This is a genomic window from Shinella sp. 1A1 (assembly GCF_055379515.1).
In genome coordinates, this window is the sequence record NZ_AP039671.1 from 17,344 (window position 1) to 41,941 (window position 24,598).

The 24,598-nt window shown below is 65.4% G+C and carries 26 protein-coding genes; 13 read left to right on the forward strand and 13 right to left on the reverse strand.

The window, feature by feature from the left end:
• The 3 genes from ACZ48C_RS00105 to ACZ48C_RS00115 form a co-directional block, all read right to left on the reverse strand.
• Positions 1–666, reverse strand: a complete 666-nt coding sequence (locus ACZ48C_RS00105; RefSeq protein WP_454630468.1) for an amino acid ABC transporter permease — start codon at positions 664–666, stop codon at positions 1–3.
• Between the two features lie 70 nt (positions 667–736).
• On the reverse strand, positions 737–1,546 hold the full coding sequence (locus ACZ48C_RS00110; RefSeq protein ID WP_119257327.1) for an ABC transporter substrate-binding protein: 810 nt from the start codon (positions 1,544–1,546) through the stop codon (positions 737–739).
• A 179-nt stretch (positions 1,547–1,725) separates the two neighbouring features.
• Positions 1,726–3,243 (reverse strand): aldehyde dehydrogenase (NADP(+)), encoded by a 1,518-nt coding sequence (locus ACZ48C_RS00115; RefSeq protein ID WP_454630472.1) that lies wholly within the window; start codon positions 3,241–3,243, stop codon positions 1,726–1,728.
• 147 nt (positions 3,244–3,390) lie between these two features.
• Here ACZ48C_RS00115 and ACZ48C_RS00120 point away from each other — a divergent pair, with 147 nt between their 5' ends.
• Positions 3,391–4,428: an Ldh family oxidoreductase gene (locus ACZ48C_RS00120; RefSeq protein WP_464781814.1), complete on the forward strand. Its 1,038-nt coding sequence runs from the start codon at positions 3,391–3,393 to the stop codon at positions 4,426–4,428.
• Positions 4,429–4,633: 205 nt separating this feature from the next.
• Here the strand turns inward: ACZ48C_RS00120 and ACZ48C_RS00125 are convergent, their stop codons facing one another.
• From ACZ48C_RS00125 to ACZ48C_RS00160, 8 genes are all read right to left on the reverse strand, one after another.
• Positions 4,634–5,596 (reverse strand): dihydrodipicolinate synthase family protein, encoded by a 963-nt coding sequence (locus ACZ48C_RS00125; RefSeq protein ID WP_119257331.1) that lies wholly within the window; start codon positions 5,594–5,596, stop codon positions 4,634–4,636.
• A gap of 123 nt (positions 5,597–5,719) precedes the next feature.
• Positions 5,720–6,424, reverse strand: coding sequence for a GntR family transcriptional regulator (locus ACZ48C_RS00130; RefSeq protein ID WP_119257332.1), 705 nt, complete (start codon positions 6,422–6,424; stop codon positions 5,720–5,722).
• A 186-nt stretch (positions 6,425–6,610) separates the two neighbouring features.
• Positions 6,611–7,240 carry a uracil phosphoribosyltransferase gene (gene upp / locus ACZ48C_RS00135; protein ID WP_064332141.1) on the reverse strand — a complete coding sequence of 210 codons (630 nt, stop codon included), beginning with the start codon at positions 7,238–7,240 and terminating at the stop codon, positions 6,611–6,613.
• A 105-nt stretch (positions 7,241–7,345) separates the two neighbouring features.
• Positions 7,346–8,302 (reverse strand): adenosine deaminase, encoded by a 957-nt coding sequence (locus ACZ48C_RS00140; RefSeq protein ID WP_464782823.1) that lies wholly within the window; start codon positions 8,300–8,302, stop codon positions 7,346–7,348.
• Positions 8,303–8,310: 8 nt separating this feature from the next.
• Entirely contained in the window at positions 8,311–9,540 is a 1,230-nt protein-coding gene (locus tag ACZ48C_RS00145; RefSeq protein ID WP_464781815.1) for a phosphopentomutase, read from the reverse strand.
• Positions 9,541–9,648: 108 nt separating this feature from the next.
• The gene (locus tag ACZ48C_RS00150) at positions 9,649–10,236 is read right to left on the reverse strand and encodes a TadE/TadG family type IV pilus assembly protein (RefSeq protein ID WP_245424850.1); all 588 of its coding nucleotides are present in this window, start codon (positions 10,234–10,236) and stop codon (positions 9,649–9,651) included.
• Complete coding sequence (locus ACZ48C_RS00155; protein ID WP_119257335.1) at positions 10,236–10,844, reverse strand: TadE/TadG family type IV pilus assembly protein; 609 nt, start codon at positions 10,842–10,844, stop codon at positions 10,236–10,238. The genes ACZ48C_RS00150 and ACZ48C_RS00155 overlap by 1 nt, the downstream gene beginning before the upstream one ends.
• Positions 10,845–10,966: 122 nt before the next feature.
• Complete coding sequence (locus ACZ48C_RS00160) at positions 10,967–11,380, reverse strand: pilus assembly protein N-terminal domain-containing protein (RefSeq protein ID WP_119257336.1); 414 nt, start codon at positions 11,378–11,380, stop codon at positions 10,967–10,969.
• A 321-nt stretch (positions 11,381–11,701) separates the two neighbouring features.
• On the opposite strand from ACZ48C_RS00160, the gene ACZ48C_RS00165 reads away from it, so the two are divergent.
• The 9 genes from ACZ48C_RS00165 (at position 11,702) to ACZ48C_RS00205 (ending at position 20,489) form a co-directional block, all read left to right on the forward strand.
• Entirely contained in the window at positions 11,702–11,905 is a 204-nt protein-coding gene (locus tag ACZ48C_RS00165) for a Flp family type IVb pilin (protein ID WP_119257337.1), read from the forward strand.
• 112 nt (positions 11,906–12,017) lie between these two features.
• Entirely contained in the window at positions 12,018–12,524 is a 507-nt protein-coding gene (locus ACZ48C_RS00170; RefSeq protein WP_119257495.1) for an A24 family peptidase, read from the forward strand.
• 111 nt (positions 12,525–12,635) lie between these two features.
• Positions 12,636–13,454: a Flp pilus assembly protein CpaB gene (gene cpaB / locus ACZ48C_RS00175; protein WP_119257338.1), complete on the forward strand. Its 819-nt coding sequence runs from the start codon at positions 12,636–12,638 to the stop codon at positions 13,452–13,454.
• A gap of 14 nt (positions 13,455–13,468) precedes the next feature.
• Positions 13,469–14,926, forward strand: a complete 1,458-nt coding sequence (locus ACZ48C_RS00180) for a type II and III secretion system protein family protein (RefSeq protein ID WP_119257339.1) — start codon at positions 13,469–13,471, stop codon at positions 14,924–14,926.
• Positions 14,927–14,973: 47 nt separating this feature from the next.
• Complete coding sequence (locus ACZ48C_RS00185) at positions 14,974–15,660, forward strand: CpaD family pilus assembly protein (RefSeq protein WP_464782824.1); 687 nt, start codon at positions 14,974–14,976, stop codon at positions 15,658–15,660.
• Positions 15,661–15,662: 2 nt separating this feature from the next.
• A complete protein-coding gene (locus ACZ48C_RS00190) occupies positions 15,663–16,949 on the forward strand; it encodes an AAA family ATPase (RefSeq protein WP_119257341.1) in 1,287 nt (428 codons plus the stop codon).
• A 38-nt stretch (positions 16,950–16,987) separates the two neighbouring features.
• Positions 16,988–18,475: a CpaF family protein gene (locus tag ACZ48C_RS00195; protein ID WP_454630488.1), complete on the forward strand. Its 1,488-nt coding sequence runs from the start codon at positions 16,988–16,990 to the stop codon at positions 18,473–18,475.
• Positions 18,476–18,493: 18 nt separating this feature from the next.
• Positions 18,494–19,504 carry a type II secretion system F family protein gene (locus tag ACZ48C_RS00200; RefSeq protein ID WP_119257343.1) on the forward strand — a complete coding sequence of 337 codons (1,011 nt, stop codon included), beginning with the start codon at positions 18,494–18,496 and terminating at the stop codon, positions 19,502–19,504.
• A 10-nt stretch (positions 19,505–19,514) separates the two neighbouring features.
• Positions 19,515–20,489 carry a type II secretion system F family protein gene (locus ACZ48C_RS00205; RefSeq protein ID WP_318910610.1) on the forward strand — a complete coding sequence of 325 codons (975 nt, stop codon included), beginning with the start codon at positions 19,515–19,517 and terminating at the stop codon, positions 20,487–20,489.
• Between the two features lie 82 nt (positions 20,490–20,571).
• On the opposite strand, the gene ACZ48C_RS00210 is transcribed toward ACZ48C_RS00205, so the two are convergent.
• Positions 20,572–21,387 carry a tetratricopeptide repeat protein gene (locus ACZ48C_RS00210; protein ID WP_318910612.1) on the reverse strand — a complete coding sequence of 272 codons (816 nt, stop codon included), beginning with the start codon at positions 21,385–21,387 and terminating at the stop codon, positions 20,572–20,574.
• 132 nt (positions 21,388–21,519) lie between these two features.
• Between ACZ48C_RS00210 and ACZ48C_RS00215 the strand changes: the two genes are divergently transcribed.
• The 3 genes from ACZ48C_RS00215 to ACZ48C_RS00225 all read left to right on the forward strand — a co-directional run bounded on the left by ACZ48C_RS00215 (position 21,520) and on the right by ACZ48C_RS00225 (position 24,230).
• Positions 21,520–22,911, forward strand: coding sequence for a leucyl aminopeptidase family protein (locus tag ACZ48C_RS00215; protein ID WP_464781816.1), 1,392 nt, complete (start codon positions 21,520–21,522; stop codon positions 22,909–22,911).
• A gap of 91 nt (positions 22,912–23,002) precedes the next feature.
• Positions 23,003–23,353 (forward strand): MarR family transcriptional regulator, encoded by a 351-nt coding sequence (locus tag ACZ48C_RS00220; protein ID WP_119257347.1) that lies wholly within the window; start codon positions 23,003–23,005, stop codon positions 23,351–23,353.
• Positions 23,354–23,372: 19 nt separating this feature from the next.
• Positions 23,373–24,230: a C40 family peptidase gene (locus tag ACZ48C_RS00225; protein ID WP_464781817.1), complete on the forward strand. Its 858-nt coding sequence runs from the start codon at positions 23,373–23,375 to the stop codon at positions 24,228–24,230.
• Here ACZ48C_RS00225 and ACZ48C_RS00230 read toward each other — a convergent pair.
• Positions 24,227–24,571 carry an ArsC family reductase gene (locus tag ACZ48C_RS00230; protein WP_454630495.1) on the reverse strand — a complete coding sequence of 115 codons (345 nt, stop codon included), beginning with the start codon at positions 24,569–24,571 and terminating at the stop codon, positions 24,227–24,229. The genes ACZ48C_RS00225 and ACZ48C_RS00230 overlap by 4 nt on opposite strands.
• Positions 24,572–24,598 lie beyond the last annotated feature (27 nt).

The following is a 24,598-nucleotide window of genomic DNA, read 5'->3' on the forward strand; positions in this document are numbered from 1 at the left end:
TCAGTAGCGGAACATGCGCGCGGCGGCGAGGCGTGCCGCCAGCGTCACGATCTTGGCGATGACGTAGTAGATCACCGCCGCGAGCGCGAAGAACTCGAAGGTGCGGAACGAACGGGCGTTCAGTTCCTGCGTGATGCCGGCGAGGTCCGTGTTCATGCCGACGGTGACGCCGAGCGAGGTCATCAGGATCGCCCAGACCATCTGGTTGGTGGCCGGCAGGAAGGCGACGCGCAGCATCTGCGGCAGCACGATGTAGCGGAAGGCCTGCAGCGAGGTCATGCCGAGCGATCGGCCGGCCCGCGTCTGCGTCTCCGGGATCGCCTTCAGCGCGCCGCGGAAGTTCTCCGCGAGATAGCCGGCATTGTTGAAGGCGATGCCGACCAGGAGCGCCGTATAGGGGCTGAGGTGGATGCCGAAATTGCCGAGCCCGAAATGGGCCATGTAGATCTGGAAGAGCGCCGGCGTGTTGCGCGCGATCTCGACCCAGCCCGTGGCGAAGCCGCTGAGGATGCGGTTGCCCGACAGGCGGAAGAGCGTCAGTGCGAGCGCCACCGCAAGGCCGATGACCATGGACAGGATTGCGACCTGCAGCGTGACCAGCGCGCCGTCCAGCATCTGCGGCAGGGCCTTGAACGCCTGGTTCCAGTGAAAGGAGTAACTGAACATTGCCGTCTCACCCTTTGAAACGATCGGCGGCGCGGAACGGTGTGTTCCGCGCCGCCGGGGAAGCGGCAGATTAGCGATAAACGCCGTTCACGGACAGGGCCGGGACTTCGCCACCAACCCACTTTTCGTAGAGTTCGTTGTAGCGGCCGGTGCGAACCTGCTGATTGATGAAGAGGTTCAGGTAGTTGATCAGGCCGTATTCTTCGCGGTTGGTGAAGAGCGCGACATAATCGATGTCGTAGGGTGCGTTGCCGACGACGGAGATGCCGGCGAACTTGCCGCTCTTGACGTTCGACTGGGCGACCGTCGACGTGGAGACCGTCGCGTCGATCTGGCCCTGGCTGAGGGCGAGGAAGACGTCAGCCTGGGTCTGGTACGGGCGGAACTCGCCGACGCCCCATTCCTTCACCGACTTTTCGAGCGCGATGGCTTCGAACGTGCCGGCGGTGGCGCCGACCGTCTTGCCCTTCATGTCCTCGAAGGACTTGACGCCCGACTTGTCGTTGGCCGTGACGGCCATCTGGAAGGCGAAGTAGGGGATCGTCATGCCGACGGTCTTGGCGCGTTCCAGCGTGTCGGAGGTCGAGGCGACGCCGACGTCGACGCGGCCGGACATGAGAGCCGGGATACGTTCCGGGAAGGGCGTTTCGACGATCTCGGCCGTAACGCCGAGCGCCTTGGCAAGGTCGTTGCAGTAATCGACGTCGAAGCCGATCGGGTTGTTGTTCTCGTCACGGGCGCCCATCGGCGGGAAGTCGAGGACGACGGCGCAACGCAGCGTGCCGGACGAGATGATGTCGTCCAGCTTGTCGGCCTTGGCCGGGCTGGTCAGAGCGGTGGCGGCAACGAGGCCGAAGGCGAGGACCGAGGTCTTCTTCATTACTCTCTCCCTGGATTGATCTGGCAGTTCACGCGGGCGGAGGTCCGTCCTGCGCCAAGAGCGTAAACCCGTCTCATAAAATACAAAAAATATACAAAAAGTATATCCCTATCGGAGAAAATAAATGGGCCGGGTCTCCCTCGCGGAAAACCCGGCCCGGTGCAAGCCAGCGGCTTGAATCAGTTGAGGAAATCCTCAGGCAGCAGGCCTTCCGGCATGTTCTGGTAGGAAACCGGGCGCAGGAAACGGCGGATCGACATGGTGCCGACGCTCGTCGCGCCGAAATTCGTCGAGGCCGGATAGGGGCCGCCATGCACCATGGAATCGACCACTTCCACGCCCGTCGGGAAGCCGTTGATCAGAACGCGGCCGGCCTTGCGCTCGAGGATCGGACGCAGGCGCTTCGCATCGTCGAGGTCGCCGGCATCCATGTGGATGGTCGCCGTGAGCTGGCCCTCGAAATTGCGGGCAAGCTGCTGCATCTCGTCGACCGAGGAAACGCGCACGACGAGGCCGAGCGGGCCGAAGACTTCTTCGGAGAGCGCATGGTCGGCAAGGAACTGCTCGCCGGAGATCTCGAAGAGGTTCGGCAGCGCGTCGCGGCCGGCGGAGTCGGAGGTGAAGAGCGGCTTGACGGTGTTGCGGCTTTCAAAGCGCGCCTTGCCGTCGTGATAGGCCTTGGCGATGCCGTCGGTCAGCATGGTCTGCGCGCCGACCTTGCCGAGGGCTTCCACGGCGGCGGCCGTGAAGCGGTCCGCATCCGGGCCGTCGGCCACGATGGCGATGCCCGGATTGGTGCAGAACTGGCCGGCGCCCATGGTGAGCGAGCCTGCCCAGCCCTGGCCGAGGCCTTCGGCGCGGGCCTTCATGGCTTCCGGCAGCAAGAACATCGGGTTGACCGAGCCGAGCTCGCCGAAGAACGGGATCGGCTCGGGACGGGCGGCGCAGAGGTTGAAGAGGGCGCGGCCGCCGGCCAGCGACCCGGTGAAGCCGACGGCCTTGATCAGCGGATGCTGCACGACGGCTTCGCCCACCTGGCGGTTACCGCCCTGGATGAGCGAGAAGACGCCCGGATGCACGCCGGTCTTCTTGATGGCGGCGAGCACGGCCTCGGCGACGATCTCGCCGGTGCCCGGATGGGCCGAATGGCCCTTGACGACGACCGGGCAACCGGCAGCGAGCGCGGCGGCGGTGTCGCCGCCGGCCGTGGAGAAGGCGAGCGGGAAGTTGGAGGCGCCGAAGACGGCGACCGGGCCGATCGGCCGCTGGACGAGGCGGATCTCCTGGCGCGGGGCCGGCTGACGGTCCGGCAGGGCGGCGTCGAAGCGGCGGTCGAGATAGTCGCCCTTCTCGATATGGTCGGCGAAGAGGCGGAGCTGGCCGGTGGTGCGGCCGCGCTCGCCCTGGAGGCGCGCGACCGGCAAGCCGCTTTCCTGCGTGCCGATCTCGGTGATGGCGTCCGCACGGGCCTCGATCTCGTCGGCGATGGCGCGCAGGAACGCGGCCCGTTCGGCGCGCGAGGAATAGCCGTAGCTGAGGAAGGCTTCCTCCGCGGCTTCCGCCGCCTTGTTCACCAGCTCGACCGTGCCGACGGCGAAGGTGTGGGCGGGACCATGGGCCGGCGAGGAGGTGAAGGTGCCGTTGCCGTCCAGCCATTCGCCTGCGACGAGGTGTTTACCGTTGGGGGTGAAAGCCATTTGACGTACCTTTCTTGCGGAATGATGCTCGCCCGATATAGGAAGCGGCGGGGCGAATTGCACTTGTCGAAATCTTGTATACTCTATGTATGCAAATGTTCAATCGCCAACCTGCAAAGGTTGGCACCAGCCGTTGAAGAGAGAAAGATGACGCAAACCACCACTCTGTCGATTGCCGCGCTTCAGGAACGGGTCGAAGCCATCTTCCTGAAGGCTGGCCTGAACGGCGTGCAGGCCGGCGCGCTTGCCCGCGTCATCGTCGCCGGCGAGCGGGACGCCTGCAAGTCGCACGGCATCTACCGCATCGAGGGCGCGCTGCGCACCGTCAAGGCCGGCAAAGTCAAGCCGGACGCCGTGCCGGAACTCGACAGCAACGAGGGCTCGGCCATCGTCAAGGTCAACGCCAAGGGCGGCTTTGCCAATCCCGCCTTCGAACTCGGCGTCCCCGCCCTTGCCGAACGCGCGCGAAAACTCGGCATCGCCGCGCTCGTCATCAACGACTGCACCCATTTCTCCGCCCTCTGGCCGGAAGTCGAGGCCGTGACCAATGAAGGCCTTGCCGGCCTCGTCATGTGCCCGAGCTATGCGACGGTCGCGCCGACGGGCGGCAACAAGCCGCTGCTCGGCACCAATCCCTTCGCCTTCGGCTGGCCGCGCCCGAACGGAGCGCCCTATGTCTTCGACTTCGCCACTTCCGTCGCCGCCCGCGGCGAGATCGAGTTGCACCGCCGCGCCGGCAAGCAGCTTCCCGAGGGCTGGGCGATCGATGCCGACGGCAACCCGACGACGGACCCGGAAGCCGCGCTTGCCGGCGCCATGCTGCCCTTCGGCGGCCACAAGGGTTCGGCCATCGGCACGATGATCGAGCTTCTGGCCGGCATCATGATCGGCGACCTCACGAGCCCGGAAGTGCTGGATTATCTCGGCACGACGACGCTCGCCCCCTTCCACGGCGAGCTCATCATCGCCATGTCCCCGGAAGCCTTCGCCAAGGGCCGCCCCGGCGATCCCTTCGCCCGCGCCGAAACCCTCTTCGAGGCCATCGTCGGCCAGGGCGCACGCCTGCCCTCCCAGCGCCGCTTCGTCGCCCGTACGAAGTCCGAAACGGAAGGCGTCACGCTGACGGCCGCCGAGGTGGGACAGCTCGACCACCTGCTGGAAAAGGGGCTGGGCGCGATCGCCTGATCGCGCCCTCCCTTCGCCTGCCACCAAAAGAAGAGGCCCTCCTCGCGGAGGGCTTTTCAGTTTTCCGGCATGCCGTGCCCCACCGCTGTCGTCATCCTCGGCCTTGTGCCCGAGCATGACGGAGGAGAGGTTCCTGCACCTGCGTCAGGAATCAAAAAGGCCCTCCTTGCGGAGGGCCTTTCTCTCATTTGGGAAGGCTTGAAGCTCAGGCCTTGTACTTCTGCACGGCGCCCGGCAGCTTGCTCCATTCGCCATACCAGGTGTCGAACAGCTTGAGCTGGGATTCGACATAGCCGCGCTGGCTCTCGGAGAGGGCGTCGGTCTCGTTGAAGTGCAGCGTGTATTCCTTGTCGCCCTTCAGAACCATCATGTGCTTGAAGTAGAGGACGAGGTCCGGGCCTTCGTCGAAGGACGAAAGAACGGCAAGCGCCGATTCCAGTTCCAGCGCGCGGGCGCGGGCATCCGCATCGCCCTTGGCGGCGGCCTGTGCGAGGGCGCACATGTGCAGCACTTCCTTCGGCAGCACGCAGCCGATGCCGGTGATCGCGCCGACGGCGCCGCAGTCGACGAAGCCGGTGAAGACGCAGGTGTCGACGCCGATCATCAGCGAGACGTCATCGTCGCGGCTGGTGATGTTCTCGGCCGCATAGCGCATGTCGGCGGCGCCGCCGAATTCCTTGAAGCCGACGAGGTTCTTGTGGTCCTCGCGCAGGGCGAAGAACAGGTCGGCGCGGGTGGCGAAGCCGTAATAGGGGCTGTTGTAGATGACGGCCGGCAGGTCCGGGGCGGCCGACAGGATCGCCTTGAAGTGGTTCTTCTGGGCAGCGACGACGGAGCCGCGGGAAAGAACGCGCGGGATGACCATGAGGCCCTGCGCGCCGACCTTCTGGGCGTGGGCGGCATGAGCGACGGCCGAGGCGGTGTTGACGGCGCCGGTGCCGACGATGACCGGGATGCCGGCCTTCACGAGGCGCTCGACGCCTTCCATGCGCTGCTCGTCCGTGAGCAGCGGCCAGTCACCCATGGAGCCGCAATAGACGACGGCGGACATGCCCTTCTCGATAAGCTCCTTGCCCTTGCGGACGAGCTGGTCGAAGTCCGGCGTGCGGTCGTCCTTGCAGGGGGTCATCAGGGCGGGAATGACACCGGAAAAAATCTTGGCCTTCATGTCGATCTCCTTTGGGCGGTTCGGTCGGGCGGTCGGCCGGCACCTTGCACGAAGCCTCCCCCTCTCTCGAGGATGGTTATAGCAGCTTGTATTTTATTTGTCGACAAGAAAAATACACGGCGGTCACAAGGCGATGTCGAGCCTGTCGTTGCGGTTGAAGAGCTTCTGTACCTGCGCGACGATCTGCTCGGCATGGGCCTTGCCGAGCTGGTCGGCCTTCTCCACGTCGCGCGCCTCGATGGCGGCGAGGATGGCGGCATGCTCATCCACGAAAAGCTGCGGGAACTGTTCATCGTAGGACTGGTAATAAAGCCGCAGGATCCTCCGGCCCTCGTCCAGCAGCCGGCGGAACAGGCTGGTGAAATAGGGGTTGCGGCCGGCCTCGGCGATGGCCGCATGGAAGGCGGCGTTGTTGGCGATCATGCCCAGCGTGTCGCGCTCGGCGAGCGAGCGGGCGTAGTCCTCGTGAAAGCCGCGGATGATGGCGAGGTCTTCCGGGCGGTGATACTGCGCCGCAAGCCGCGTCGTCACCCGGTACATCAGCACCAGCGCGTCGAAGAAGGTGTGGAGGTTGAGGAAGTCGATATTCGCGACCATGGTCGAGCGGTTCGGCAAGGTCTCGATCAGCCCCTCGCCGGCCAGCCGCACCAGCGCCTCGCGGATCGGCGTGCGCGACATCTTGAACCGCTCGGCAAGCTGTACCTCGTCGATCGGGCTGCCCGGGGCGAGCTTCAGATCGAGGATCTCGTCGCGCAAAAGGTCATAGACCAGTTTGACGCCGGAGCCGCGCTTTCGTTCGGGCAGGGAGCTGGAATCGGTATCGGTCATTGAAAATCCTCTTGTCGACAAAAGAAATACAATTCTCTGCCTACGCTATCAATCGTTTAAAGTGGGCATTTTGACGAAACGCTCGTCAAGCCCGCCCGGTGGGCAAGGGCAAAAGAAAAGGCGGGGTTTCCCCCGCCTGTTTCGCAATCGAGATGACGCGGCCTTCAGGCCGGCCGGTGGATGCGCCTATTTCGTGCCGTACATCCGGTCGCCGGCATCGCCGAGGCCGGGCACGATATAGCCCTTCTCGTTGAGCTGGCGGTCGATGGAGGCGGTATAGACCGGCACGTCCGGATGATGCGCGCGGAAGCTCCTGATGCCTTCCGGCGCGGCCAGCAGGCAGAGGAAGCGGATATTCGTCGCGCCGCGGCTCTTCAGCGTGTCGATGGCGGCGATGGCAGAGTTGCCGGTCGCCAGCATCGGGTCGACGACGATGACGAGGCGCTCGTCGATGCTGTCGGGCGCCTTGAAGAAATATTCGACCGCCTCCAGAGTCTCGTGATCGCGGTAGACGCCGATATGCGAGACGCGGGCCGAGGGCACCAGCTCCAGCATGCCTTCCAGCAGGCCGTTGCCGGCGCGCAGGATCGAGGCGAAGACCAGCTTCTTGCCTTCCAGCACGGGAGCGTCGATCTCCTCCAGCGGCGTTTCGATGCGTGCCGTGGTGAGTTCCAGATCGCGTGTGACCTCGTAGCAGAGCAGCGTGGAGATTTCGCGCAGCAGGCGGCGGAAGCTGCCGGTCGAGGTTTCCTTCTTGCGCATGATGGTCAGCTTGTGCTGCACGAGCGGGTGATCGATGACTGTGACGCCGTCCATGGCCAACCTTCCGAAAGTAAGTGATGCCTTCTTTTTCCACGGAACGGCCGGAACCTGCAAGAGAAGAGAGCCGGCTGGAGGCAACATCCCCAGCCCGCTTGCGCCTCAAAGCGCGGAAAGAAGCCTCTGCCGGGTCGTCTCGTCGACGAAGGCCGCCTCGATGGCGGTCCGCGTCATGCCGAGGATATCCGCGTCGCTGAAACCCATGATCGTCGAGGCGACCTCGTATTCGCGGGCAAGCGAGGTGTGGAAGAAGGGCGGGTCGTCGGAATTGAGCGTGACGCGCACGCCCGCCTCGTGCAGCGCCCGCAAGGGATGGCTCCGGAAATCGGCAAAGACGCCGAGCGCGACATTCGAGCCGGGGCAGACCTCCAGCACCACGCCCTCGTCGGCCAGCCGCTTCACCAGCGCCGCATCCTCGATGGCGCGCACGCCATGGCTGATGCGCGAGGGGCGGACATGGTCGAGCGCGTCGCGCACGCTGAAGGCGCCGGAAAGCTCGCCCGCATGGATGGTTATGCCGAGGCCGGCGTCTCGGGCGATGTCGAAGGCGCGGGTGAAGTCGGCGACCCGGTGCATGCGCTCCTCGCCGGCGAGATTGAAGCCGGTGACCAGCGGATGCGGCCGGCGCGCGGCATATTCGGCGGCCCTGACCACCCGCTCCGGCCCGAAATGGCGGATGCCGACGATAAGGAGCCGCGTCTCGATGCCCGTCTTTGTCTTCGCCCGCTCCGCGCCCTCGGCAAGGCCGGCTATATAGGCGTCCGCCCCGATGCCGACGGCGTCGCCCTGGTCCGGCGAGACGATAAGCTCGCTGTAGATGGCCCCGGCTCCGGCGATCTCCGTGAGATAGGTTTCGGCGAGCAGCGCGTAATCCTCCTCCGTGCGGAAGAGATTGGCGGTCGCGTCGTAGCTGGCGACGAAGCTCGTGAAATCCTGCCAGGCATATTCGCCGTCACGGATGAAGCCGGACGTGTCGATGCCATAGCGCCGCGCCTGCGAGAGCGCGAGGGCAGGGGGCGTCGCGCCCTCGATATGGCAGTGCAGCTCCGCCTTGGGCATGGCTTTGGTCACAGGAAGCTCCTTCCATGCGGGCCGGGCGCGATACCGAGATGCCGGGCGATGCTTTCGCCGATATCGGCGAAGGTCGTGCGGGTTTCGAGGAGGCGTGAGCGGATGCCCGGGCCGAAGCTCATGATCGGGACGCGCTCGCGCGTATGGTCGGTGCCGCGCCAGGTCGGGTCGCAGCCATGGTCGGCGGTGAGGATGACGATATCGCCGGGCTTCAGCTTGCGGTCCACTTCCGGCAGGCGCCGGTCGAAGGCCTCCAGCGCCGCCGCATAGCCGGCCACGTCCCGCCTGTGGCCATAGAGCATGTCGAAATCGACGAAATTGGTGAAGACGAGGTCGCCGTCCTTCGCCTCGTCCATCACGCGGAGCGTCGCGTCGAACAGCGCCATGTTGCCGTTCGCCTTGGCCAGCGTGCCGATGCCCTGGTGGGCGAAGATGTCGCCGATCTTGCCGACGGCGTGCACCGTGCGGCCGGCTTCCGTCAGCCGGTCGAGCAGGGTCGGCTCCGGCGGCAGCACGGAATAGTCGCGGCGGTTGCCGGTACGCTCGAAGGTCTCCGGCGTCTCGCCGATGAAGGGCCGGGCGATGACCCGGCCGATGCGTCCGCCCGGCCGTGCGTCGAGGATCCCGCGCACCGTCTCGCAGAAGGCCAGCAGCCGGTCGAGGCCGAACGAGCCCTCATGCGCGGCGATCTGGAAGACCGAATCGGAGGAGGTGTAGCAGATGGGCTTGCCGGTGCGCCGGTGCTCCAGGCCATGCCTGGCGATGATGTCCGTGCCCGAGGCGTGGCAATTGCCGAGGATGCCGGATACCTTGCCGGCGGCGCATATCGCTTCGACGAGCTCGGGCTCGAAGGCGTCGCCCTCCGCCGGGAAGTAGCCCCAGTCGAAGGTGACCGGCGTGCCGGCGATCTCCCAGTGGCCGGACGGCGTGTCCTTGCCGTTGGAAACCTCGCTGGCCGCGCCGTGATAGCCGAAGACGCGCGGCGGCACGTCCATGCCCGACGGAAAGAAGCCGGTCGCCGCGCGCGCCGCATGCAGCAGCCCGAGTGCCGACATGTTGGGAAGGTGGAGCGGCCCCTGTCTCAGCCCCGGCCGGTCGGCGGCCCCCGCCGCGCAGAACTCGGCGATATGGCCGAGCGTGTTGGCGCCGAGATCGCCGAAGGCCGCCGCATCCGGTCCGCCGCCGATGCCGAAGGAATCGAGAACGAAGAGAAAAGCCCGCGCCATATGTCACCCGTCGATCGTTCGCGCCGCCCGCTTGCACGGCGGCTGGACTGTCTGACATGGCATGCCCGCCGAGCGGCGTTCAAGGAAAATCCGTCGCGGGGAGGCGCGTCAGCAATCGCCGCAGGCGATTGCCGTGCCGGTGCGCTGGCGGAAATAGCTCGTCTTGGAGAGATTGATCTTGTTGATGTTCGAAGCGAGCCCCGGCGCCATCAGGAAGAGCGTATGCGGCACCGAGAATTCCGTGCGCACGATGAAGGTGCCCTTCGCGTCCATCTCGGTGGGAAGGGTCACCGGCGTTCCCTTGGCATAGGGAACCGCGGATGCCTGGTCGCGCGACCAGGCGACGGTCGCCTTGCCGCTGCTGTCGATAGCGATGCCGGTGATCTTCAGCGAGTAACCGTCCTGCGAGAAGGGCGCGACGATGTTCTTCGTGACGTCCTTCATCGAATCCAGCGTGGTCTTGTTCGTCGTCTCTGTCCGGGTCAGGAGGTCGGAAACGGTGCTCGAGGCGCGGCTGATCTTGCGCGACATCGTCACCGCGACGGTGATCTCGAAGGCGCCGATATAGGTCATGAGGAGCAGCGGCGCGACGATGGCGAATTCGATGGCGCCGACGCCGCGGCGGTCGTCCACAAAGCGGCGCAGGTGCCGAAGGAGGCCCGATCCCGATCCGGACGTCGCCATGGTCTTGCCCATCACGGATAGTCCTCGCTCTGCATGATGACGGTCGCCACCATCAGGTAGTTCTGCCGCGAGCCGTCGGCGGCGCGGATGTTGGACAGGATCGGGCGGACGAGATCGGTTATGACGTCCCAGCGATAATAGGCGCGGACGATGTTGATCGTCTTCTTGCCGCCGGGATCGAACTTGAAGTCCTTGGTGCTGAGATCGCCGTCGACGAGCGGCACGGTGGACGGAATATCGGAATATTTGTCGAAATGGCGCACGTCGAGGAACAGCTTGTCCGGCTTTGCCACCTCCGTCGCCGAGCAGGGCATCAAAATCTTGATCTCTTCGCAGAACGCCGTGCGGAACTGCGCCTCCGTCGTGGCGTTCGTGGCGGCCGAGGCGGCGCGGATCTCGCCGGTGCGGATCTTGCGCGCCATCGTGTCGGTGGCGTTGGCAAGCAGCTGGTCGCCCATGAAGGCCACGAAGGTCTCGATCGAGGCGAAGACGATGACGAAGAAGGGAATGGCGAGGATCGCGAACTCGATCGCCGTCGCGCCGTCGCGGCGCCGGAGGAGGCGTCGGAACAGGCCCTTAACCGGCCGCCGCCGGGGGGCTGTGTCATGATCGAGCGACATCGCGAGCGGTTCCCAAGGATCTAGAAGGCCAGACTAGGCGGCAGACCCTTTATATTTCGTGTGTGCGGCCGTGAAGATTCGACCGGTTTCCCGCATCAGGACGCCCGAAGCGGGACTGCGGCTCAGTTGCTGCCGGCCGTCTTGCTGGCATGCTGCTCGCAATTGGGCGTGCAGGAGAGGACGGAGCGGTCCGTCTGGCGGAAGACGCGCACCGTATTGCCCTCGTCGATCGATACGAGGACGCGCTCGTCGACGATGGCGTTGCCGTCCGCATCGAGCAGCACGAGATTGGTGGTCCCGAAGTTGCGGCCGGTGAGCACGATGGTCTGGGCGTCGGCGACGGTCGCGTCCGCCACCGCCGCATTTCCGACGATGACCTTGCTGACCGGACGATCGAGCCGCAGGACACGGGCGTGATCCATATAGACGCGCAGGAATTGCTCCTGCGCCGCCGCATCGGCGGCCGCCGACAGCAACACGAAGGCGGTCGTCGCAAGCGTTGCTGCACCCGCAGCGAAGGTCCGGTCGCGTCCCATAAACAGTCATCCCGATAAAGAAACGCCCACAGCATCGCCAAGAATGGTGAATGAAGGTTTAAGCGGAAGTCTGGCATTCTCGATTCAACCCTGGCGCTCAGGGCGCGTTCTTGCGGCGAAAACGGCCGAAGCGGCGAAAGAGCGTGCAAATACCGGCGTTTTACGCGTTGTTAACCCTAAATCCAGCGACCTCTTCTTAAGGTTTCGGTAACCCAACTCCTTAAGTCGATGGAAATGGCCTGCCTGTAGGTTGCAGTCATCCGAACAACGGAAACAGTTGGCGGACGTGCTGAACCAACATCGTGGAGCTAGGAGAATACCATGACCAAGATTTTCGCTCGCCTTATGAAGGACGAGTCTGGCGCAACCGCCATCGAATACGGCCTGATCGCCGCCCTGATTTCCGTCGCCCTCATCGCCGGCGCCAGCGCGCTTGGCGGCTCGCTGAATAACCAGTTCACGGGCCTGTCGAAGAAAATGAACATCGGCGCGGACGGTACGACCAAGACCGCCCCCACCAACTAAATGAAACTTGCTTGATGAGAAAGCCGCCTTTCATGCAAAGGCGGCTTTCTGTTTTCAGGATTATCTTTCCTGAAACCTGCCAGATGCATTCTGCTTCAAAATGGAGATCATCATGACTCAGGCGATCATCTTTGTGGTTTTCCCGCTTTGCCTGGCAGTTGCCGCCTGTTCAGATTTCCTCACGATGCTCATTCCAAACCGGGTGTCTGCAATCCTTCTTGCATCGTTTTTCATTGTGGCTCCCCTCGTCGGTCTCGGTATGACAGAGATCGCGATGCATCTTGCAGCCGGTGCCATCGTCTTTTCGGCATGCTTCGCCCTGTTCGCCTTCAATGTGATGGGTGGTGGCGATGCGAAGCTTCTGACGGCGAGCGCGGTGTGGTTCGGCCTGACATTTTCGCTAATCGAATTTCTAGTCTATGTGTCATTCCTCGGCGGTGTCCTGACCTTGGCTATCCTGTCGCTGCGGGCGCACACCAACTCCATTCTCGCCAGCGGCCTGCCTATGCCTGACTCCCTCGTCATGGCGAAGAAGATACCCTATGGCATCGCCATCGGCATCGGGGCCTTCATGGCCTATCCGTCTTCCCCGCTGATGCTCGCCGCGCTCGGCGGTTGAGGGCGACGTCAACCTGCCGTTAACCATAGCCGTAAGGCGCTTATTAACCATAATTACACCATTGCCGGTCAATGTGAGCTGACAGGAGACTCCGCAGCTCAGGGAAACCACATGAAACCGGCACGAATCATCATTCTGGCAGTCGCCGTCGTCTCGGCGGGCGTGGCAGGATTTCTTGCCTTGCAGGTTGCCCGCGGCGGCCCCTCGGTGATCGAGACGCAGACCGTCGTGGAGCGCGAGCCCACGATCAACGTGCTCGTCGCCAAGGAAAGCCTGCCGGTCGGCGCGCGGCTCAATCCCGATGTCGTCGCCTGGGCGGCCTGGCCGGAAGGCTCCGTCGTCGAAGGCTTCATCACCGACAAGAGCCGGCCGGATGCGATCGAGACGCTCAAGGGCGCCATCGCGCGCATGCCGATCTTCAACGGTGAGCCGATCCGTCAGGAGAAGATCGCCGATTCCTCGAGCCGCATCATGTCGTCGCTGCTTCCCGCCGGAAAGCGGGCCGTCGCGACGGAGATCTCGGTCGCGACCGGCGCCGGCGGCTTCATCCTGCCCAACGACCGCGTCGACGTGACCATGGTGCGCAAGGGCGATTCGGGCGCCTATCTCACCGAGACGATCCTGTCGAACGTCCGCGTCCTCGCCATCGACCAGCAGATCCAGGAAAATCCGGACGGTTCGAAGGCGGTCGTCGGCACCACCGCGACGCTCGAACTGACCCCCGACCAGACCAAGGTGATCGCTGTCGCCCAGCAGATGGCCGAGCGCCTGTCGCTGGCGCTGCGCAGCGTCGCCGACGCCCAGGAAGCCGATACCGGGGCAGCCGATTATCTCCTCAGCGGCGGCGCGGGCCGGCCGCAGATCCAGGTGATCAAGACCGGTTCGATCGTCAACGGCACCACTGCCGCCGCCGCAACCGCAGAGCAATGAGCAGGAGCTGACCCGTGTTTGCAATCACAAGGATTTTTCGGGCTTCTGTCGCGGGCGGGCTGAGCTTCTGCCTGGCCTTTGCCGGTCTCCCGCTTCCCGGCCAGGTCGCCGAGGCGGCAACGTCGTCGATCATCCGCATCCAGGAAAGTGGCGCGGGCGTGCGCAAGTCGGTGCGCCTCGGCCTCAACAAGGCCATCGTCGTGGACCTGCCGACCGACGCGCACGACATCCTCGTCGCCGATCCGGTCAAGGCGGATGCCGTCACGCGCACCTCGCGCCGCATCTATCTCTTCGGCAAGGAAGTCGGCCAGACCAACATCTTCGTCTTCGGGCCCAATGGCGAGGAGATCGTCAGCATCGACCTCAATGTGGAGCGTGATGTCAGCGGGCTGCAGACGCAGCTGCGCCGCTTCATCCCCGATTCCGATATCCAGGTCGAGATCATCTCCGACAATATCGTGCTCTCCGGCTCCGTGCGCACGCCGCAGGATGCCACCCAGGCGGTCAATCTCGCGCAGATCTTCCTCAAGGGCGGCGAAGCGACCACCCGTACGGTGGTCTCGCAGGGCAACAACGGCGATTCGGCGATCTTCGGCGAAGGGCGCCAGACCTCCCAGGTCGTCAACATGCTGCAGATCGAGGGCGAGGATCAGGTCACGCTGAAGGTGACGGTCGCCGAAATCCGCCGCGAGGTTCTCAAACAGCTTGGTTTCGACAACACCTTCAGCCGCGTCAACAAATCCGGCTCCAGCCTGGACACCCTGGTTTTCAATGCTGCGGAGGACGGCCTGTCGGGCACCGTTGCGGGAAATATCGGCAAGTTCGGCATCCGGGCGGCCCTGAGCGCGCTTGAGCAGGCCAAGGCGATCCGCACCCTGGCCGAACCGACCCTGACGGCGGTATCCGGCCAGTCGGCAACCTTCAATTCCGGCGGCGAGAAGGTGTTCTACATCTCCGACCGCAACGGCGGCGTCACGACGACGACCTATCAATACGGCATTTCGCTCGGTTTCACGCCGACCGTGCTTTCCTCCGGCCGCATCGGCCTGCGCATCCAGACCAAGGTGTCGGAACCGGTGGTCTCGGGGGCGAACACTGCGGAATACCGCCGCCGCGACGCCGAGACCGTCGTCGAGCTACCGTCCGGCGGCTCCATCGCGTTGGCCGGTCTCATCCGCGACGATGTCCAGCAGACCGTTTCCGGAACGCCGGGCGCCTCCAAGGTGCCGGTCCTCGGCGCGCTGTTCCGCAGCAAGTCCATCGAGCGCAACGAGACGGAACTGGTGATCATCGCCACGCCCTATCTCGTCAAGCCGGTCAACCGGAACGCGCTGGCTCGGCCGGACGACAATTTCAATCCGGCGAATGACGCGGCAAGCGTCTTCCTCGGCCAGGTGAACCAGCTCTACGGCCGGAAGAACGGCCTGCCGGCCCAGCGCTACGAAGGTAGCGTCGGCTTCATCTACAAGTGATCGGGTGCGACGTGACGAAGGGACGGACCCAGCCAATGGCAAACGAAATGCACACCACCCGCAACAGGAATGGCCGCACCCGGAACGGCCGCGCCGTCGCCGTCTTCGCCATGGCGGCGCTCGCCGTCGCCCTTGCCGGCTGCGCCGACCGCCGCGCGACGGGCTCGCTGCCGGATGATTACCGCACGCGCCATCCCATCGTCGTCGGCGAGCAGGAACGCACCATCGATATACCGATCGCCACCGGCGCCAGCCAGCTGACCCGCGGCCAGAGCGAGGTCATCGCCGGCTTCGCCTCCGGCTACTCCGCCGACTCCTCCGGCATGTTCCGTGTCATCCTGCCGCGCGGCGCGCGCAACGACGCCGCGACATCGGTCGCCGGCCGGCAGATCCGCAAGCTGCTCGGGCGCCACGGCATACCGGCCCGCAAGATCATGATCGAAAGCTATTCCGCCGCCGATCCGGATGAGGCGGCGCCGATCCGTCTCAGCTATTTCGCCATCGCGGCCTCGACGCAGGCTTGCGGCCAATGGCCGGAAGACCTGACGATCAATACCTTCGAGAACAAGAACTACTACAATTTCGGCTGCGCCACGCAGAACAACCTTGCCGCCCAGATGGCCGATCCGAACGACCTTCTCGGCCCGCGCCGCATGACGCCGGCCGACGCGACGCAGCGCGGCGAAGCGCTCGAACGCTATCGCGGCGCCTATACCGAACTGAAGGAAATGTGACGATGAGCACGGTCGACTACACCTTCACGAGCGAAACCGCGCAGGATCAGGCGGACGAGGCCGTGCGTCCGACGGACCTCGAGGCCGTGCGCCCGCTGCCGCGCATCTCCGTGCACGCCTTCTGCGAGAGCGAGGCCATGCTGCGCACCATGGAACGGTGCGGGCAGGACCGGCGCATGACGAAGGTCAGCCTGCGCATCTCCAGTGCAAGCATCGCCGCGGCGGCCAACATGTTCGCCAGCGCGCCGACGCCGAACCTCCTGATCCTCGAGACTTCGGCGGAGCCGCACGCCATCATGGACGAGCTCGCGCCGCTCGCCGAGGTCTGCGATCCCTCCACCAAGGTCATCATCGTCGGCCGCTACAACGACATCGCGCTCTATCGCGATCTCATCCGCAACGGCATTTCCGAATATATGGTCGGCCCGATCGGCATGGCCGAGGTGCTGAACGCCATGGCGGCGATCTTCATCGACCCGGAGGCCGAGCCTCTCGGCCGCTCGCTTGCCTTCATCGGCGCCAAGGGCGGTGCGGGTTCCTCGACCATCGCGCACAATTGCGCCTTCGATATCTCCAATCTGTTCCAGACCGAGGTGATCCTCGCCGACCTCGACCTGCCCTACGGCACGGCGAATATCGATTTCGACCAGGACCCGCCGCAGGGCATTTCCGAGGCGATCTACGCGCCGGACCGCCTCGACGAGGTCTTCCTCGACCGCCTCCTGACCAAATGCTCGGAGCATCTTTCGCTTCTGGCCGCCCCCTCGATGCTGGATCGCGCCTACGATCTGGAGCGTGGCTCCTTCCAGCCGGTCCTCGAAGTATTGCAGCGCAGCGCGCCGGTGACGGTGCTCGACGTGCCGCATGCCTGGTCCGAATGGACCCGCACGCTGCTGTCCGAGGTGGACGAGCTGATCATCACGGCGACGCCGGACCTTGCGAGCCTGCGCAACGTGAAGAACATGCTCGACGCGCTGAAGAAGCTCAGGCCGAACGACAAGCAGCCCCACCTGATCCTCAATCAGGTCGGCCTGCCGAAACGCCCGGAAATCGCCCCGGCGGATTTCTGCGAGCCGCTCGGCATCGAGCCGGTCGCGATCATTCCCTTCGACGCGCAGCTTTTCGGCACGGCCGCCAACAGCGGCCGCATGATCGCGGAAATGGACCGCAAGTCGCCGACCGCGGAAACCTTCTCGCAGATCGCCCATCTCGTGACGGGCCGCGCGACGGTGAAGAAACCCAAGAAGGCCGGGCTTGGCAAGATGCTGGGCCTGATCGGACGCAAGTAGGCCCCGAAGGGGCGATGCAACAGACTGGATGACGTGGCATGTTCGGCAAACGGGGCAATGACGGTTTCGGCAAGAGCGGCGCAGCGGGCCAGATGCCCCATGCCGCGCCTTCGGCCGCCGCGACGGTGACGGCCGAACGGCCGGCCGCGCCCACGCCCGTGGCCCAGCCCGTCTTCGAGCCGGCGCCCGCGCCGGTGGCGGCTCCGGCCCCCGCGCCCGCCGCCTCCAGCCGCCGCCGCTCGCCGCGCACGGAAGACTATTACGATACCAAGAGCCAGGTCTTCTCCGCGCTGATCGATACGATCGACCTGTCGCAGCTCGCAAAGCTCGACACGGAAAGCGCGCGCGAGGAAATCCGCGACATCGTCAACGACATCATCACGATCAAGAACTTCGCGATGTCGATCTCCGAGCAGGAGGAACTGCTCGACGATATCTGCAACGACGTTCTCGGCTATGGCCCGCTGGAGCCGCTGCTGGCGCGCGACGACATTGCCGACATCATGGTCAACGGCGCCGGCAAGACCTATATCGAAGTGGGCGGCAAGGTGCAGGAATCGGAGATCCGTTTTCGCGACAACGCCCAGCTCCTCTCGATCTGCCAGCGCATCGTCAGCCAGGTCGGCCGCCGCGTCGACGAATCGAGCCCGATCTGCGACGCCCGCCTTCCCGACGGCTCGCGCGTCAACGTCATCGCCCCGCCGCTCGCCATCGACGGCACCGCGCTCACCATCCGAAAGTTCAAGAAGGACAAGCTGACGCTCGACCAGCTCGTCCGCTTCGGCTCGATCACGCCGGAGGGCGCGGCGCTGCTGCAGATCATCGGTCGCGTGCGCTGCAACCTCGTCATCTCCGGCGGCACCGGCTCGGGCAAGACGACGCTGCTCAACTGCCTCACCAACTATATCGACCGGGACGAGCGGGTCATCACCTGCGAGGACTCGGCCGAACTTCAGCTCCAGCAGCCGCATGTCGTGCGTCTCGAAACCCGCCCGCCGAATATCGAGGGCGAGGGCGAGATCACCATGCGCGATCTCATCAAGAACTGCCTGCGCATGCGTCCCGAGCGTATCATCGTCGGCGAAGTGCGCGGACCGGAGGTCTTCGACCTCCTGCAGGCGATGAACACGGGTCACGACGGCTCGATGGGCACGATCCATGCCAACACGCCGCGCGAATGCCTCTCGCGCATGGAATCGATGATCGCCATGGGCGGCTATACGCTGCCGGCCAAGACGGTGCGCGAGATCATCGCCGGCTCCATCGACGTCATCATCCAGGCTTCGCGCCTGCGCGACGGTTCGCGTCGCATCACCCACATCACCGAAGTGGTCGGCATGGAAGGCGACGTCATCGTCACCCAAGACCTGATGCGCTTCGACATGCAGGGCGAGGACGCCAACGGCCGCATCATCGGCAAGCATATGGGCACCGGCATCGGCAAGCCGCACTTCTGGGAGCGCGCCCGCTACTTCAACGAGGACAGGCGCCTGGCGGCAACGCTCGACGCGATGGAAAAGCCGTAAGGGCAGGGGATACCGCGGATGTTCGGGCTGGATATCACCATCGTTGCGATCTTCGCGCTGGCGGCGCTCTCCACCGCCGGCCTTGCCTATGGCGTGCTCTTTTCGCGCATCGAGGCGGAGAAAAAGACCGAAAGCCGCTTCCGCCGCGTCCAGTCCGCCGAGACCGACCAGAACAAGGCCAAGGCGGCGCGCGACCGCATGCAGGAACTCTCCAAGCGCCGCAAGTCGGTGCAGGAATCCCTGAAGGACCTCGAAAAGAAGCAGCAGGAGCAGACGCGGCGCATCGCCACGACCCTGAAGGCCAAGCTGATGCAGGCGGGCCTCTCGATCACGCCCGCCAAATTCTATGTCTTCAGCGCGATCTTCGGCCTCTTCGCCTTCGTGCTGACGCTCGTGGCCGGCGCGGGGCTTCTCATCTCGCTCGGCGTTGCCTTCATCATGGGGGCGGGCCTGCCGCGCTGGCTCGTCGGCTTCCTCGTCAAGCGCCGCATGAACAAGTTCCTCGAGGAGTTTCCCAATTCGCTCGACGTGATGGTGCGCTCCATCAAGTCCGGCCTTCCGCTGACGGATGCGCTGCGGCTGATCGCGGCCGAAGGCCAGGAGCCGGTGAAGACGGAATTCCGCAAGGTCGTCGAATCCCAGCAGGTCGGCCTCAGCGTGCCGGAGGCCTGCGCCCGCATGTTCACCAATATCCCGCTGCAGGAAGTCAACTTCTTTTCGATCGTCATCGCCATCCAGAGCCAGGCGGGCGGCAATCTCTCCGAAGCGCTGGGCAATCTCTCCCGCGTCCTGCGCGAGCGCCGCAAGATGCGCGCCAAGGTCAACGCTCTGTCGATGGAGGCGAAAGCCTCGGCGGCGATCATCGGCGCCCTGCCGTTCATCGTCGCCTTCCTCGTCTACCTGACCTCGCCGGACTACATCATGATCCTGTTCCAGGATCCGCGCGGCCATCTCATCCTCGGCATTTCCGGCTTCTGGATGTCGATCGGCATCCTCGTGATGCGCAACATGATCAACTTCGACATCTAGGGCCGAGACCATGGTCGCTACGCTTACCGATCCCGCCATCCTGCTGCCGGCCTTCGTGATGATCGCCGTGCTGGCGACCTTCTACACGCTGGCGGCGCCCTATCTCGACCGCGGCGACCTCGGCAAGCGCATGAAGGCGGTGGCGCTGGAGCGCGAGCAGATGCGCGCGCGAGAACGGGCGCGCCTCAACACGCAGGCCGTCCAGAGCAAGGCCTCGCTGCGCGCCCAGCACAACACCTCCGTGCGCCAGGTCGTCGAACGGCTGAACCTGCGCGAGGCGCTCGTCGACGCCAATACGGTGAACCGGCTGAAGCAGGCGGGCTATCGCTCGCAGAACGCGCTCAATATCTTCCTCTTCGCGCGCTTCGTCCTGCCCTTCGTCTTCCTGACGCTTGCCGGCTTCTACATCTTCTATCTCGGCCTCCTCGCCGACAAGCCGCTGCCGATGCGCATCCTCGCCACCGTTGCCATCGGCTATCTCGGCTTCTACGCGCCGAACATCTTCGTCTCCAACCAGGTCTCGAAGCGCCAGAAATCGATCCGCCGCGCCTGGCCGGATGCGCTGGACCTCATGCTGATCTGCGTGGAATCGGGCATTTCCATCGAAGTCGCCTTCAAGCGCGTGGCCGATGAGATCGCCATGGCCTCGCCGGAGCTGGCCGAGGAGCTGGTGCTGACCACCGCCGAGCTCTCCTTCCTGCAGGAGCGGCGGGTGGCCTATGATAACCTCGGCACCCGCATCGGGCTCGACACGGTCAAGTCCGTCACGCAGGCTCTCATCCAGGCCGAGCGCTACGGCACGCCGCTCGCCCAGGCGCTGCGCGTTCTGGCGCAGGAATGCCGCGACCAGCGCATGAACGAGGCGGAGAAGAAGGCGGCCGCCCTGCCGCCGAAGCTGACCGTGCCGATGATCCTGTTCTTCCTGCCGGTGCTCGTCGCCGTCATTCTCGGCCCCGCCGGCATCCAGGTTTCCGACCGCTTCTGACAGCGGTTAACCGAACGAAAACGCCCCGGTCGAAGCAATCGGCCGGGGCGTTGGCGTCTTGGGAGGGACGCTGGGATGAGCTTCAGTTGGTGCTGCCGCTGTCGTCCGCGGCGAGCTTCTTCCAGGCGTTCTGCTGGGTCAGCATGGAGCGCAGATAGGTGACATTGGCTTCGGCCTGCCCGGCGGTCAGCTCCTGCCTTGCGATGGTCTCCGCCTCCTGGAACCGCCCCTGCAGGCCGACGGTGAGCGCCAGGTTCTGGCGCACGCCGCTGTCGGCGCCGGGCTGGCCGGCGGCCGAGCGCAGATAGGTCTCCGCCGTCTTCAGGTCCCGCGTCAGGAGATAGGACATGCCGAGATTGGAGAGCACGGACGGCTCGTTCGGCCGCAGGTCGAGCGCCTCGCGGTAGCGCTGGCGGGCCTCGCCCGACCGGCCGAGCTGGTCGAGGATCGCGCCTTCCGCCGATTTCAGTTTCCAGTCCGGCCGGTCCGGCGTCTGGGCGCGCAGGATCGTGTCGAGCGCCTGCTGGAGCTGGCCGGCCGCCGCCTGCGCCTTGCCGTAGGCGGCCAGCACTTCACGGTTGTCGGGATTGCTGATGGCGACTTGCTGCATGACGGCGAGCGCCTGGTCGTTGCGCCCGTTCATGCGCAGGACGCTGGCATAGTTCATGCCGGTCTGGGGATCGCGCGGGTTCTTCTCGTAGGCCTTGCCCATGCTGTCGGCCGCACCGCGCAGTTCCGTCGCGTTCATCGCGCCGACCGGCTTGGATGTCGTGGGGATCGAGCCCGTGGTCGGGTTGTTCTTGCTGGCGCAGCTCGCCACCGCCACCGTGATGGCGAGCAGCGCCGCCCCTCTCAGAAGTGCCGAGCGAAGTGACGAACGCGTGCGGCTGATAGCCATGATCGGTCCCCGAAGCGATTTTCGCATCCCCGCGGCGTCAAGAATCACGCCGCAATCTCCACTCCAGCAATAATCTGTTAACCCTAACAGAGTGTTAATTGCCCGATTCCCGGCTCTCTCCAAAGGTTCGCCATGGCCCCCTTCCAGTTCATCGACCGGCCCTCTCCCTTCAACACGAAAGGCGGCAGGACGCTGCCGATCTTCGCGATCACGCCGGCCCATATCGAAACCGGCACGATCGACCCGATCGCGCTCGACTGGGCGAAAAAGGCCGGCTTCAAGGCGGAGGCGGGCGCGCTGCTGATGGTGCCGACGGCCGACGGCCATCTCGGCGGGGCGCTGTTCGGCCTCGGCAGGAATCCGTCCGATGCACCTTTCCTGACGGGCAAGCTCGCCCGCACGCTGCCCGCCGGCGACTGGCATATCGAGACCGCGCCGCTGACGGCCAACCGCCTCGCCCTCGGCTACGGTCTCGGCAGCTACCGTTTCGAGCGCTACAAGGCCTCGGCCTCCGAGGCGCCGACCCTGCTCATCCCGACCGATGCGGACGCCGCCGACATCAAGCGCCAGCTCGCCGGCGTCTTCCTTGCCCGCGACCTCATCAACACGCCGACCAACGATATGGGCCCGGAAGCGCTGGAAGACGTCTTCCGCGCGCTCGCCGAGCACTACAAGGCGAAGGTCTCGGTGATCGCGGGCGAGGATCTCCTCAAGGAGAACTTCCCCCTCATCCACACGGTCGGCCGCGCCTCGGAGCAGGCGCCGCGTCTCCTCGAACTGCGCTGGGGCAAGAAGGGCCACAAGCGCGTGACGCTCGTCGGCAAGGGTGTCTGCTTCGACACCGGCGGCCTCGACATCAAGCCGGCCTCCTCCATGCTGCTGATGAAGAAGGACATGGGCGGTGCGGCCAATGTCATGGGCCTCGCGCTGATGATCATGGACGCCAAGCTGAAAGTGGACCTGCGTGTGCTGCTGCCGGTGGTCGAGAACTCGATCTCGGCCAATGCCTTCCGCCCCGGCGACATCTACAAAAGCCGCAAGGGCCTGACCGTGCAGATCGACAATACCGATGCCGAGGGCCGGCTGATCCTTGCCGATGCGCTCGCCTATGCCGACGAGGAGGACGCCGACCTCATCGTCGACATGGCGACGCTGACGGGCGCCGCCCGCGTCGCGCTCGGCCCGGACCTGCCGCCCTTCTTCACCGACGACGACGACCTTGCCCACGACCTCACCGAGGCGAGCCTTGCGGTCGACGATCCGATGTGGCGCATGCCGCTCTACATGGGCTACGACAAGGACGTCTCCGCCCGCATCGCCGACCTCACCAACGCTCCGTCGGGCGGCATGGCCGGCTCGATCACCGCGGCGCTCTTCCTCAAGCGCTTCGTCACGCGCAACCGGCATTGGGCGCATTTCGACATCTATGCCTGGGCGCAGGCCGAGCGGCCGCATTCGCCGGTCGGCGGCGAGGCGCAGGCGATCCGCGCGCTCTACCACCACCTGCGCGGCATGACCGCCTGAGCTTTCCTTCGGGCGGTTGATACGGTAGCGTAACAATTGCGGGAAGCCGATGGCTGCGCCCGCGATTGCGCCAGCAACGCCCGGAGGATCCGTGCCGCTCGATCTCACCCCCTCGCAGGCGCTCGGCCTCTGGCACGCGGTCGCCGTGGAGCAGGTCCGCGAGGACGGGCGGGACCTGACCCTGCGCCAGCTCGCCATCCTTCTGGAGATCTATCTCGTGCCCCCGCCGCATACCGTGCGGGGGCTCGCCGCGAAGCTCGGCGTCACCAAGCCGGTGATCACCCGCGCGCTCGACACGATGGGTGAGCAGGGGCTCGTCACCCGCCTGCGCGACGAGCGCGACCGCCGCAACGTCGTCATCAAGCGCACCGTCGAGGGGGCGCTCTATCTCGAACATCTCGGCGATGTTATCATCGCCAGGGCCCGCGCCCAGAATTCCTGAAGGCTTCCGCGAGAACATCATGAACGCCCTGCCAGACCGCCGCCTCAACGCCTTCCGCCCCGACCTCGCCGAAGAAGCCTTGAAAGGCACCGTCACCGCCGAGCGCTATGTGACGGGCGTGCCGGCCCGCATCGCCGTGCCCGTCGCCGCCCTCCGGCCCCGGCCGGACGAGGCCGCCGGCATCGACACGCAGGTCCTGTTCGGCGAGGGCGTGCGCGTGCTCGACCGCGCCGCCGGCTGGGCCTGGGTGAAGTCGGATTTCGACGGCTATGTCGGCTACCTGCCGGAAACGGCGCTGGATGCGGCCGCGGCGCCCGCCACCCATGTCGTCGGCGTACCGCGCACCTTCGCCTATACCGGCCCGGACCTCAGGACGCCCGCCGCCTTCGCGCTTTCCATCGGAAGCCGGCTAACGGTCGTCGGCGAGAGCGAGACGCGCGGCACGCGCTATTTCACGCTGGAAGGCGGCCAGTCGGTCATTGCCGGCCATTGTCTGCCGGCCGGCGGGACGGCGGGCGGCGACTATGTCACGATTGCCGGCCGCTTCCTCGAAACGCCCTATCTGTGGGGCGGCCGCTCCGGCTTCGGCCTCGACTGCTCGGCCCTCGTGCAGCTTTCCATGATGATGGCGGGGCGAAGCGCCCCGCGCGATTCCGACATGCAGGCCGCTGGTCTCGGCACGCCCGTCGCCCGCGAGGAACTGCGGCGCGGCGACCTCGTCTTCTGGAAGGGCCATGTGGCGATCATGGAGGACGAGACGACCATCATCCATGCCAACGGCCATACGATGAGCGTCGCCCGCGAGCCGCTGGCCGCCGCCATCGAGCGCACCGCCTATCTCTACCAGCAGCCGACGGGCTATCGCCGTCCGGTCTAGAATAGCGTCTCGTAGATCTCCGGCTTGAAGCCGGCCGTAAGCTGCCCGTCGCGGTCGAGGATCGGGCGCTTGATCATGGATGGCTGAGCGATCATCAGCGCGATGGCCTTCTTCCCGTCGAGGTCATGCTTGTCGCCGTCCGGCAGGGCGCGGAAGGTGGTACCGGCGCGGTTGAGCACCGTTTCCCAACCGAGTGCATCGACCCAGCGGGCAAGGCTCGCCTCGTCGATGCCTTCCGCCTTGTAGTCGTGGAAGCGATAGGCGATGCCCCTGGCGTCGAGCCAGGTGCGGGCCTTCTTCATCGTGTCGCAGTTCTTGATGCCGTAGATCGTGACGGTCACGCGTGTCTCCTCATGTCATGTGCCGCT